The sequence below is a fragment of the Aequorivita antarctica genome (assembly GCF_007997155.1).
Lineage (GTDB): Bacteria > Bacteroidota > Bacteroidia > Flavobacteriales > Flavobacteriaceae > Aequorivita > Aequorivita antarctica.
This window is the reverse complement of sequence record NZ_VORT01000003.1, coordinates 1-11,978: the sequence shown is the minus strand read 5'-3', so window position 1 is coordinate 11,978 and position 11,978 is coordinate 1. Positions and strand designations below refer to the sequence as shown.

Below are 11,978 nucleotides of genomic sequence, written 5' to 3'. Positions count from 1 at the left end.
CAAATCTCAAATCCCAAATCAACGAATCCCAATTTTCTTAAGTATATTTTTCCAACGCAGATTCCTTATAAATCCCCCTTCTTTTTCCGAAACTATAAATTCCAGTTTTGCCCTTTTCCCTTTGGAATAACCTTTCATTGAATCCATAAAAAACTGAAAGTTATTTTTTTTGGAAGCCAGTTTTGCAGAGGCTATTAGCGTGAGCCAAAACCCATATCGCATTTTGTAAAATGCTTCGCCCTGTTTGTGTTTTGAATTAGTGGAATAAACCGTCCCAGTGGGTTTTAAGTGTTTTACATGCAATGAAGTGTCGGTCTTAATCTTCCAGCCATGGTATTGGGCAAGGAGCTCGTCCACTGTGTCCCAACCGATGGATTTTTTGAGGCCTCCTATTTCTTCAAAACAAGCCATGCGGTATAATTTTATAGGGCCGCGGACTTTTGTTTTTTCCGAAATGGCTTCAAAATCCCAACCGTTTTCTCTTTCAATATAAAGGTTGCCACCAGCGATTCCAATTTTTTCATCGGAAGTGAATAGAGCAATAACTTTTTCGAAATAATCTGAAGGTAAAATAAGGTCCGCATCAAATTTTCCGATGAGGTCAAAATTGTTTTCAAGGGTTTCAAAACCTTTGTAAAAAGCGTTGACAACTTTACTTCCGGGTGCATGAAGTGCTTCGGAATCGTGAAAAATGCTTTCAATAAAAAGATATTTTTCTGAGAATTGTTGGATAATTTTTGGAGTGCTATCGGTGGAGGCATCATTTACTACAAGCACTTTTGTGGGAAGTACAGTTTGGTCGACTATGGATTGAAGCATATTGCCGATAAGAGATTCTTCGTTATGGGCAGGTATAATAATTATTATCTTCATTGTGTAAAAATATTAATATATTTAGGAATATTTAGGAATTTTAAAAATCTACATTATGAAAAAAACATTAGTACTGATGGCATTGATTTTCTTAAACAGTATTAACGGACAGAATTATGATGTTACTCTTTATGAAAAAATTGGATATGAGGTTGGGGGTTTTGGAGATGGTTTGGAAAATGAGGATTGGTTCGGGTTTTCTGTCGAAGGAATCGGTGATTTAAATGGTGATGGAATTAATGATATAGCAGTATCTGCAATTAAAGATGATGATGGAGGATTTAATCACGGAGCCGTTTATATTCTTTTTTTGAATTTAGAAGGTTATGTAGCTAGTTATCAAAAAATTAGTGATACAGAAGGTGGTTTTGAAGGTCAATTGGATGAATGGGATATTTTTGGTACATCACTATCTTACTTAGGTGACATGAATAATGATGGCTTAATTGAACTTGGAGTAGGGGCAGAATATGACGGAGATGGTGGCTATTGGCATGGAGCAGCTTGGATTTTATCTTTAAATCCCGATGGAACGGTTAATTCTTATGTTAAAATAAGCGATACAGAAGGTGGGTTTAATGCTCCGCTGGATGATGAAGATGTATTCGGAACAGATATTGAATCTATTGGGGATTTAGATGGCGACGGATTTCAAGATATCGCGGTTTCGGCCAGAAGAGATCCAGATGGAGGGTCGGATAGAGGTGCAGTTTATATCCTATTTCTTAATGTCGATTTTACAGTAAAAAATTACCAAAAAATAAGTGATACACAAGGAGGTTTAAATGGTGTGTTGGAAGCGGGTGATTATTTTGGAGGTTCGGTTGCGAATATTGGAGACATTAATGGTGATGGCATAATTGATCTGGCTGTTGGAGCTTATCGTGATGATGACGGAGGTTTGAATAGAGGAGCAGTCTATATCCTATTTATGAATACAGACGGCACTGTCAACAACCTGCAAAAAATTAGCGATATTACTGGAAATTTTGATGCTGAATTCAATGACGAAATGTTTTTCGGAAAGTCAATTGACTTGATGGGAGATTTAAATGGTGATGAACTGATTGAAATAGCAGTTGGCGCTAGAGGATATCAAGAGGATGGGGCTTTGAATTTTGGTGCATTTTATATTCTTAATTTGAATGTGGACGGTACAGTAAATAGTTATATTAAATACACGGAAGGACTTCAGTATTTTGAAGGAGATATAGATGAAGGAGATTCATTTGGTTTTAGTGTGAGTAATATTGGAAGATTAACAGAAAATAATTGTATTGCCATTGGTGCGTTTTCTGATAATGAAGGAGGGTTTGAAAAAGGAAGTGTGTGGGTTTTGCAACTTGGCACTATTCTATCTATAGAAGAAATTGATAATGGGTCAAATAGTTTTTTTCTTTATCCCAACCCTTCTAAAAACTCCTTTAGTCTTAATATTACAGAAGGTATTTCTAAAATTCAAATTTTTGATATAAATGGACGATTGGTTGTCAACTATGATAATTTGGATCTAAATATTTTCAATGTTTCTTATTTACCAGTTGGGGGGTATGTGGTAAAAATTTCTTTGGAAAATGGAAATTTAAGAGCTTTTAAACTAATAAAACAATAGTTATAATTTTTCCGCATAAACCAAATAATATCTGTGAGTAATTCTTCGAAGAATAGGTCGTATCCCTATTTTATTCACTGGATTAGTGAATTTTTCACTTTTCACAATGCGCCAGCCAGCCTTTTCCAAAAGCCAGTCAAATTGCCAATCCTCAAACTCGTGATAGTGGCGGTCCCATTTATCAGTTTTACTTCTATAAGCCGATGCAAACCAAAGTTTTAAGGGGATGGAAGCTACTAATTTTTTAGCTTGGATGTCATTTAAAACATTGAAGGGCGAAACTAAATGTTCAAAGATTTCAAAAGCGGTAACCACACCGAATTCTTGTGTTTTCACGATATCTGTGTGGAGGTCAAGATCTTCGCCTTTGGTATTTGTAACATTGAAGCCTTCGGTCGTGAGAATTTCGGAAAATGGATTGGGAACGCCCAAATCAAGTATTTTTTCTTCCTTGGAAATAACTTCGTTAAGAAAACGGAGGGTGTGTTTGTATCTTTTCTTCGGAAATTTGCCTTCGTACATTTTATTAATTCAGAATTCAGAATTTATAAATCTGAATTATTTACACTTTATAAACAATAGCATTAATGTTCATCCCTGCGCCAACACTGGCAAAAATAACCACATCACCTTTTTGGATGGAATGGCCTTTTAACTCGCCGTTCAATACTAGATCATAAAGGGTTGGTACTGTAGCCACACTGCTATTTCCCAGTTTGTCAATGCTCATTGGCATAATATTTTCAGGAGCTGACTTGCCGTAAAGTTTGTAAAAACGGTTTACAATAGCCTCGTCCATTTTTTCATTGGCTTGGTGGATAAAGATTTTTTTCACTTCGTCAATACCAATGCCGCTTTTGTCCAAGCAGGTTTTCATTGCATCTGGAACATGGTTTAGTGCAAATTCATAAATCTTTCTGCCATACATTTTTATGTAACGGCGATTGTCTTTTTTCTCTAGATTGTTGCTTTCACCAAAAAAGATGAAATGCGCTTCTTCAAAAGCATAGGTTGCACTGAAATGTGTCAGTATTCCTCCAGCTTGGTCTGTAACTTCAACGACTGCAGCACCCGCACCGTCACTGTAGATCATAGAATCACGGTCGTGTGGATCAACCACGCGAGAAAGGGCTTCGGCGCCTATTACCAAACATTTTTTGGCAATACCCGCTTTTATGAACGCATACGCCTGAATCATTCCCTCTATCCAACCTGGACAGCCGAAAAGTACATCATACCCAACACAAGTTGGATTTTGAATTTTAAGATTGTGCTTCACTCGGGTTGCAATACTGGGCACGGTATCGCTCTGCACGGAGCCGTGTTTTACATCGCCGTAATTATGGGCGACAATAATATAATCGAGCGTTTCTTTATCTATTCCCGCATTTTTGATAGCGTTTTCACCCGCAAAAGACGCAATGTCTGAAGTTGATAGTGTTTTCGGGATATAACGTCTTTCGTGAATACCGGTAATAGCTTTGAACTTTTCAATGATGGTTTCATTTTCTTGGCCAAAACGGGTGCCGTCCTCATTGTAGAAATGATGGTCACCGAAATGTTCATTCTTCGCAATCTCGCTTGGAATGTAACTACCTATGCCGGTTATCTTGACATTCATATATTGAAATGTTTTGTTAAAAATACAAAAAAAACAGTAATCAGTGTTCAGTTATCAGTATGTAGTAATCTTATTCGTTTCCACTGATTACTAAACACTGAATATTGCATACTTATTTAGGCTTCCATATAAGCTTCAATTGGATTACACGTACAAATCAAGTTTCTGTCCCCGAAAGCGTCATCTACTCTTCTAATTGTAGGCCAGAATTTATTGTCTGAAATGTATTCCATTGGGAAAGCCGCTTCCTGCCTGCTATATGGGAAATCCCAATTATCGGCGGTAAGCATTCCCAAGGTATGTGGCGAATTTTTCAATACGTTGTTTGGATTGTCTTTATCCGCTGCTTCAATTTCTTTTCTGATAGAAATCATTGCATCGCAGAATTGATCCAAAGCTATCTTGCTTTCGCTTTCTGTAGGCTCAATCATCAAAGTTCCTGCAATTGGAAAGGAAACTGTTGGTGCGTGGAAACCGTAATCCATCAATCGTTTTGCGATATCTGTTACTTCAATTCCCTTTGCTTTAAACGGGCGGCAATCCACAATCATTTCGTGGGCTGCGCGGCCGCGTTCGCCTGCATAAAGCACTTCGTAATGGCCGTTAAGTCGTTCTTTAATATAGTTGGCGTTCAAAATGGCATATTGGGTAGCTTTTTTCAAACCATTTACCCCAAGCATACAGATGTAGGCATAGCTAATTAAGCAAACCAAAGAACTGCCATAAGGTGCTCCGGAAATTGCCGAAATACCATTTTCACCACCAGTGGCAATAATAGGATTTGAAGGTAAAAACGGAACCAATTGCTTGGCAACACAAATAGGTCCAACGCCTGGCCCACCACCTCCGTGCGGAATGGCGAAAGTTTTGTGAAGGTTCAAATGGCAAACGTCTGCGCCAATGGCACCTGGGTTGGTTAAGCCAACCTGCGCGTTCATATTTGCGCCATCCATATAAACCTGTCCGCCGTTTTCGTGAATAATACTAGTTATTTCGCGAATGGCAGATTCGTAAACACCGTGTGTTGATGGATAAGTAACCATCAAGCAGGAAAGATTGTCTTTGTGTTTTATGGCTTGTGCGCGAAGATCTTCCACGTCAATATTTCCTTCGTCAGTAGACTTGGTTACCACCACTTGCATTCCAGCCATTACAGCACTTGCAGGGTTTGTTCCGTGGGCTGAAGCAGGAATTAAGCAGATGTTTCTATGACCTTCACCTTCCGATTCGTGATAAGCACGAATAACCATCAAACCTGCATATTCGCCCTGTGCGCCACTATTTGGTTGAAGGGAAGTTCCAGCAAAGCCTGTAATTTCGGTGAGCTGCTTTTCAAGTTTTCTCAAAATGGTTTGGTAGCCCTCAGCTTGATCTACAGGAACAAATGGGTGCATATTTCCCCACATTGGGTCGCTCAACGGAAGCATTTCAGCCGCTGCATTAAGTTTCATTGTGCACGAGCCCAAAGAAATCATAGAGTGGTTCAACGAAAGGTCTTTGCGCTCCAGTTTTTTGATGTAACGCATCAAATCGGTTTCGCTGTGATATTTGTTGAAAACCTCCTGTTGCAAAAACTCGGTTTTACGTGCAATTTCTTGTGGAATTTTAGTGCCAGTTTCAAGTTCGGTAATTTTTTGAAAGTCCTTTTTATTGGCTTCGGAAAAGATTGCAACTATTTTGTTCAAATCCTTTACCGTGGTAGTTTCATTGATGGATATTGAAACCGTTTCGTCGTTAGGATAGTAGAAATTCACTTCTTTCGCTTCAGCCAAAAACTTGATTTTGGTAGCATCGGTCTTGATGGCAATAGTGTCAAAATAAGTATCGTTTATTTGCTCAAAACCCAATTTTTCTAAAGCATTTGCAAGTGTTGCCGCTCCGTTATGAACTTTTTTAGCAATATATTTCAAGCCTTCTGGGCCGTGATAAACGGCATACATTCCCGCCATAACAGCCAGTAAAACCTGGGCAGTACATATATTTGAGGTTGCTTTATCTCGCTTAATGTGTTGCTCTCTTGTTTGAAGTGCCATTCGCAAGGCACGGTTGCCATCGGTGTCTTTTGTAACGCCAATAATTCTTCCTGGAATGCTTCGTTTGTATTCGTCTTTTGTTGCAAAGAAAGCTGCGTGCGGTCCACCGTAACCCAATGGAATTCCGAAACGCTGCGTTGTTCCCACAACCACATCAACCCCAAATTTTCCGGGAGCTTCTAGCATCACAAGGCTCAAAATATCAGCAGCAACGGCAACCTTTATTTGGTTTTCGTTCGCTTTTTGGATGAAGTTTTTATAGTTGTGAACCTTTCCTGTTCTACTTGGATATTGAACAATTGCTCCAAAAAATCCTTCAGAAAAGTCGAAATCTTCGTGTTTGCCCACCACCAATTCTATTCCCAAGGGAATGGAACGTGTTTCAAGAACTGAAAGTGTTTGTGGTAGCACTTCTTCCGAAACAAAAAACTTGGAAGCATTGCTTTTCTTTTTATCTTTTTCACGAACGTTATAAAGCAGTGCCATTGCTTCTGCCGCAGCGGTAGATTCATCCAAAAGGGAAGCGTTTGCAAGTTCCATTCCAGTTAAATCGGCAATCATAGTTTGAAAGTTCAGCAAAGCTTCAAGCCTTCCTTGGGCAATCTCTGCTTGATATGGAGTATAAGCCGTATACCATCCCGGGTTTTCCAAAATATTTCTTTGAATTACGGGAGGGGTGTTAGACTGGTTATAGCCCAAGCCTATATATGTTTTAAAAAGTTTGTTTTTGGAAGAAAGTTCCGTAATGTGCTCCAGGTATTCCTGTTCGCTCATCGCTATATCAAGATCTAGTGCTTTTTTCAGCAGAATATCGTCTGGAACGGTTTCGTAAATAAGTTGGTCAAGAGAGCTTACACCAATGGTTTTAAGCATTTCGGGAAGGTCGTTTTCCCGAGGACCGATATGCCTTAAAGCAAAAGAATCTGTATTCATTAAATTTGCGTTTGAAATTTAGGTGGCAAAATTACAATATTTAACCTAAAATAGTCTGCTTTTAAGTGGCTGAATAATTAAATTTTTCAACTAAATTTATGGGTTACTAACACTTTGGCTATTTTTGATATTATGAAGATTTTTAAACGTGTTTTTGCGTTTTATATCAACAGTAGCATTCACGTTGCTTTGGCTGTTGTAGCGCTTTTGGCGATTTCAGTTTTAGAATATAATTTAGTGCTCTCAAAGGAGCTTTGGGCCTTTGTTTTTCTTGGGGCTTTAACGGGCTATAATTTTGTGAAATACGCCAAAGTAGCTGGCCTACACCACCGAAGTTTGACATATTCACTAAAAACCATTCAGGTTTTTTCAGGAATATGTTTTGTTTTTCTTGCTTTTATAGCGTTCAAACTTTCCATCAGTACACTTTTGGTAACTGCAGGATTTGCTCTAGCGACTTTTTTTTATGCAGTACCTTTTGTAAGGCATAAAAACTTGCGAAATTTTTCGAGCTTAAAGATATTTGTAGTGGCTTTTGTGTGGGCTGGCGTTACTGTTATTTTGCCTATGGTCGCAACTGAAAGCTCTATTTCTGCAGATGTGCTGCTAAGTTTTTTTCAACGGATTATGATAGTTGTGGCGCTTATTCTTCCTTTTGAAATTCGCGATGTGCCTTATGATTCGCTCAACCTTAAAACTTTGCCACAACAGTTTGGCGTTCGGAACACAAAATTATTGGGCTTAGCTGTTTTATGTCTCTGCTTGGTTTTTGAATTTTTTAAGCACCAATCTCAGGTGGCCTATATAATAAGTCTATTGGTTTTTTGTGTGATTTTGGGTTGGATGCTGGTTATCTCCAAAACCCATCAAACGCGTTTTTTTTCTTCTTTTTGGGTGGAAGGACTACCTATAATCTGGTTTTTGCTTTTTTTGCTTTTTGAACAACTTTAAGATTCTTGCGCGTTGTTTGCTTCATGCTGAAGACGTGTTTTCAACAACTGTTTCTCATCAGGATGGAGGGTTTTGATATTCGCAGATTTTATGGTTTTGGTAAGCTTGATGTTTCGCTTTACATGCCTACGGCACAATACACACATAAGGATGTGCATTTTCAATTTAAATTTTTCGAAAAAGCTGGCCTCATTATATTGGCTTTTGTCACATACGTGAGCGGCTTCATTACACTTCAAAAAAAACTTCATATTCTTTAATTAAACCAATTCTCCTCAAGGCACTCTGCCAAGGTTTTTCGAGCCCTATGGATTATTACCCAAAGGTTAGACGGCGTAATATTAAATTCTTTACAAATTGCTTCGGTATCATAATTTTCAATGGTTTTCATTTTAAAAATGGTCGCTTGTTTTTCAGGAAGTTTATCCAAACATTGCAAAATTGCGAGTCCCAATTCCTCGTTTTCCATTTTGTCCTCGGCGGTTTTGTCAAAAGGGTCGGCGGCGTTTTCTTCTAACCAATCGCCTTCGGAATCCTCGTCCCGATACGTAATATGTACCTCGGCCTTTCCTTTATTGGAATTTATCTTTCTGTAGTGATCAATAATTTTTCGCTTCAGGATTGAAATAAGCCAAGTGCGTTCTGAAGCTTCTCCCTTAAAGTTTTTTTTCGATTTAAGTCCTGCTAAGAAAGTTTCCGAAATTAGATCTTGTGCAACTATATGGTCGTTTACCCTCACAATAGTGTAATTGTAGAGGTAATCTGCATAATTGTCAACCCATTTGTCGGGATTAAGTAGTTCCAAATGAATAATTTTTAGCCAATTTCAAAAATAGGGAAGTTTCTATAAACATATACGAAAATGCCAACCATTTAGTTTGGAATATTTTATAATCAAAAATAGTTAAACAGTCGCAACTAAAACTTATACTCTTCTGGCTATTTCTATTTGCTATTAAAGTAGTCCAGCTCTTTTCAAAAGTGCCTCTGGGTCTGGCTCTTGTCCGCGGAATTTTATGTAAAGTTCCATTGGGTCCATAGTCCCACCTTGTGAAAGCACAAAGCCTTTAAACCTATCAGCCACTTTTTTATTGAAGATGCCTTCTTGTTTAAACAAGGCGAAAGCATCCGCATCCAAAACCTCAGCCCATTTATAGCTGTAATATCCTGCCGAATAACCACCTTGAAAAATATGTGAAAACGAAGTGCTCATGCAATTCTCTTTCACATCTGGATAAAGCTGCGTATCCTCAAAAGCTGCAACCTCAAAAGCTTTTACATCCTTGATTCCTGAAGGATCTTGGCCGTGCCAAGCCATGTCCAACATTCCAAAGCTTAATTGACGCAGTGTTGCCATCCCTTCATGGAAGGTAGCAGAATCTTTTATCTTTTCAACGTATTCCATCGGAATTACTTCACCCGTTTTGTAATGTGTCGCGAAGAGCTCCAATGTTTCTTTTTCATAACACCAATTCTCTAAAATCTGACTTGGTAATTCCACGAAATCCCAATAAACGCTGGTTCCGGAAAGACTAGGGTAGTGGGTGTTTGCCAACATGCCATGCAAGGCATGGCCAAACTCGTGGAACAAAGTAGTTACTTCATTAAAAGTTAAAAGTGAAGGCTTACTAGCAGTTGGCTTCGTAAAATTACAAACAATGGAAATATGTGGACGATCATTTTTACCGTCTTTCATTTGTTGTGGTTTATAGGATGTCATCCAGGCACCATTGCGTTTTCCTGCGCGAGGGTGGAAGTCTGCATAAAAAATTGCGACCAACTCGCCTTCGTCATCTTTTACTTCGTATGTTTTTACATCGGTGTGATATTTATCGATGTCCTGCACTTCTTCAAAATGAAGTCCGTATAGTTTTTCCGCAACTTTGAAAACGCCATTTATAACGTTTTTTAATTCGAAATATGGCTTCAGCTTTTCGTCATCCAGATTGAAAAGCTTTTGTTTTAGTTTTTCAGAATAATAAGCGCCGTCCCATTTCTCTAAGTGATCAACTCCATCCAGTTCTTTCGCAAAAGCGGTTAATTCATTAAACTCTTTTTGGGCGGCAGGTTTTGCTTTTTCTAGCAATTCATTTAAAAATGATTTTACCTTTTCTGGCGTTTCCGCCATACGTTCTTCCAACACAAAGTGTGCGTGGCTTTTATAACCCAACAAATTTGCTCGTTTATAGCGAAGGCCTGCAATTTGAATAACGTTTTGCTGGTTGTCCAATGCGTCATTATGAAAACCTTTTGCGCCAAAGGCAATTGCCATTTTTTTGCGGAGTTCGCGATTGTCGGCATAGGTTAAAAACGGTACGTAGCTTGGATAATCCAAAGTGAAAATCCAACCAGTTTTATCTTTTTCCACTGCAGTTTGTGCAGCAGCTTCAATTACGCCTTCAGGTAAGCCGGAAAGATCTTTTTCGTCGGTAATATGCAGTTCGAACTTGTTAGTTTCCGCCAAAATATTTTCTCCAAAAGTGAGGCTAAGCTTTGAAAGCTCTGTATCTATCTTTCGCAGTTCTGTTTTCTTTTCTTCAGAAAGATTGGCGCCATTTCTTGAAAAGGCTTTATATTTTTTTTCGAGCAGCATTTGCTGTTCTTCTGTAAGATTTTTTAAAGAGTCTTTTTGGCTGTAAACTGTTTTCACCCTTTCAAACAAGCCTTCGTTCAGCAACATGTCGTTACTGAATTCAGTGAGCATTGGCGATATTTCCTGTGCTATTTTTTGGATTTCGTCATTGGTTTCGGCACTATTGAGGTTGAAGAAGATGCTGGTTGCTCTATCAAGCTTTTCGCCAGTATTTTCAATAGCTTCTACTGTATTTTTAAAAGTAGCTGCTTCAGTGTTGGAAGTAATTGCATCTATTTCCGCTTTTGTTTCCTCAATCAGTTTGCTGATTGCGGGTAGGAAATGTGCATTTTCTATTTTGGAAAAGGGAGCGGTGTTATAATCTTGTAAAAGAGGATTGTTCATAAATGTAGTTTCTGTTTGTAATGTGCTTACGGTCGAAAATAATGCCAAAGGGGAAAAAAGCTGATAGCGATAAGAAGTAATGACAGGACTATGCCAATTAGGCTGAGTTTTTTGAAAGATTTGAATCCTTTTATTCCGAAGAATACTCCAATTAAACCGATAATAAGGGCAGCCATTTTGTGGACCTTCGGTGTTATTATCAATTGTGGCTCGTTAAACTGTTGATTGGTTTGAAGCAAGCTTACTTCTTGGGCGAAGTAATAGTTCATATAAAGAATAAAGGATATGCCAATAAAAGACACAATTATGGAATAGATACTGTGTTTCACTAATTGTTTCCTTTCATCTTTTTGGCACCTTCTTCAACTTTTGTTTTAAGACTTTCCTTATAAGCAATAATCCTATCTAAAACACTTTTGTCGGAAGAGCCTATAATTTGTGCAGCCAAAATACCAGCGTTTTTCGCACCATTTAATGCAACCGTGGCAACGGGAACGCCGCCAGGCATTTGGAGGATGGAAAGAATGCTATCCCAGCCGTCAATGGAGTTACTGGATTTTACCGGAACGCCAATAACTGGCAATGGCGACAACGAAGCAATCATCCCGGGAAGGTGTGCCGCGCCGCCTGCTCCTGCTATTATTACCGAAATGCCACGGGTATGTGCGTTCTTACCGTAATCAAAAAGTTTGTCGGGAGTGCGGTGGGCGGAAACGATATCCACTTCCACTTCAATATTGAATTCTTTTAGAATATCTACTGCGTCCTGCATTACTGGCAGGTCGCTGGTGCTTCCCATTATTATTGCTACTTTGCTCATTGTTTTTAGGTTTCAGGTTTCAGGTTTCTGGTTTGAGCTTGCCTGATTAAGGTTGCCTTTTTTCTGGTTAATAGTTTATCTTATATTTTGGTTTATGCTTATTGGTTAAGCTATCAACATAAGTTTCAAATTCTGTTGGTTTCATTTTATTTAATGAA

10 protein-coding genes are annotated in these 11,978 nt (G+C 38.6%); 2 read left to right on the top strand and 8 right to left on the bottom strand.

Annotated elements, in window-relative coordinates; translation table 11 throughout:
• Positions 1–18: 18 nt before the first annotated feature.
• On the bottom strand, positions 19–873 hold the full coding sequence (locus ESU54_RS04660; RefSeq protein WP_111843604.1) for a glycosyltransferase: 855 nt from the start codon (positions 871–873) through the stop codon (positions 19–21).
• Between the two features lie 55 nt (positions 874–928).
• Between ESU54_RS04660 and ESU54_RS04655 the strand changes: the two genes are divergently transcribed.
• Positions 929–2,485 carry a T9SS type A sorting domain-containing protein gene (locus tag ESU54_RS04655; protein ID WP_111843605.1) on the top strand — a complete coding sequence of 519 codons (1,557 nt, stop codon included), beginning with the start codon at positions 929–931 and terminating at the stop codon, positions 2,483–2,485.
• Here ESU54_RS04655 and ESU54_RS04650 read toward each other — a convergent pair whose 3' ends face one another.
• The 3 genes from ESU54_RS04650 to gcvP all read right to left on the bottom strand — a co-directional run bounded on the left by ESU54_RS04650 (position 2,486) and on the right by gcvP (position 7,072).
• Positions 2,486–3,007 (bottom strand): class I SAM-dependent methyltransferase, encoded by a 522-nt coding sequence (locus ESU54_RS04650; RefSeq protein ID WP_111843606.1) that lies wholly within the window; start codon positions 3,005–3,007, stop codon positions 2,486–2,488.
• Between the two features lie 40 nt (positions 3,008–3,047).
• On the bottom strand, positions 3,048–4,106 hold the full coding sequence (locus tag ESU54_RS04645) for a 3-oxoacyl-ACP synthase III family protein (protein WP_111843607.1): 1,059 nt from the start codon (positions 4,104–4,106) through the stop codon (positions 3,048–3,050).
• 116 nt (positions 4,107–4,222) lie between these two features.
• Positions 4,223–7,072, bottom strand: coding sequence for an aminomethyl-transferring glycine dehydrogenase (gene gcvP / locus ESU54_RS04640; protein WP_111843608.1), 2,850 nt, complete (start codon positions 7,070–7,072; stop codon positions 4,223–4,225).
• Positions 7,073–7,204: 132 nt separating this feature from the next.
• Here gcvP and ESU54_RS04635 point away from each other — a divergent pair, with 132 nt between their 5' ends.
• Positions 7,205–8,023 (top strand): UbiA family prenyltransferase, encoded by an 819-nt coding sequence (locus ESU54_RS04635; protein ID WP_111843609.1) that lies wholly within the window; start codon positions 7,205–7,207, stop codon positions 8,021–8,023.
• A 256-nt stretch (positions 8,024–8,279) separates the two neighbouring features.
• On the opposite strand, the gene ESU54_RS04625 is transcribed toward ESU54_RS04635, so the two are convergent.
• The 4 genes from ESU54_RS04625 to purE all read right to left on the bottom strand — a co-directional run bounded on the left by ESU54_RS04625 (position 8,280) and on the right by purE (position 11,820).
• Positions 8,280–8,828, bottom strand: a complete 549-nt coding sequence (locus tag ESU54_RS04625) for a sigma-70 family RNA polymerase sigma factor (RefSeq protein ID WP_111843611.1) — start codon at positions 8,826–8,828, stop codon at positions 8,280–8,282.
• Between the two features lie 150 nt (positions 8,829–8,978).
• Positions 8,979–11,000: a M3 family metallopeptidase gene (locus tag ESU54_RS04620; RefSeq protein WP_111843612.1), complete on the bottom strand. Its 2,022-nt coding sequence runs from the start codon at positions 10,998–11,000 to the stop codon at positions 8,979–8,981.
• A gap of 26 nt (positions 11,001–11,026) precedes the next feature.
• A complete protein-coding gene (locus ESU54_RS04615; protein WP_146743970.1) occupies positions 11,027–11,329 on the bottom strand; it encodes a hypothetical protein in 303 nt (100 codons plus the stop codon).
• Positions 11,329–11,820, bottom strand: a complete 492-nt coding sequence (purE, locus tag ESU54_RS04610) for a 5-(carboxyamino)imidazole ribonucleotide mutase (RefSeq protein WP_111843614.1) — start codon at positions 11,818–11,820, stop codon at positions 11,329–11,331. The genes ESU54_RS04615 and purE overlap by 1 nt, the downstream gene beginning before the upstream one ends.
• Positions 11,821–11,978: the final 158 nt, after the last annotated feature.

Bases quoted from the DNA above. Each gene is read 5' to 3' on its own strand.
- purE (WP_111843614.1), bottom strand. From the start codon at position 11,820: ATGAGCAAAGTAGCAATAATAATGGGAAGCACCAGCGACCTGCCAGTA.
- ESU54_RS04645 (WP_111843607.1), bottom strand. From the start codon at position 4,106: ATGAATGTCAAGATAACCGGCATAGGTAGTTACATTCCAAGCGAGATT.
- ESU54_RS04655 (WP_111843605.1), top strand. From the start codon at position 929: ATGAAAAAAACATTAGTACTGATGGCATTGATTTTCTTAAACAGTATT.
- ESU54_RS04620 (WP_111843612.1), bottom strand. From the start codon at position 11,000: ATGAACAATCCTCTTTTACAAGATTATAACACCGCTCCCTTTTCCAAA.
- gcvP (WP_111843608.1), bottom strand. From the start codon at position 7,072: ATGAATACAGATTCTTTTGCTTTAAGGCATATCGGTCCTCGGGAAAAC.
- ESU54_RS04650 (WP_111843606.1), bottom strand. From the start codon at position 3,007: ATGTACGAAGGCAAATTTCCGAAGAAAAGATACAAACACACCCTCCGT.
- ESU54_RS04635 (WP_111843609.1), top strand. From the start codon at position 7,205: ATGAAGATTTTTAAACGTGTTTTTGCGTTTTATATCAACAGTAGCATT.
- ESU54_RS04660 (WP_111843604.1), bottom strand. From the start codon at position 873: ATGAAGATAATAATTATTATACCTGCCCATAACGAAGAATCTCTTATC.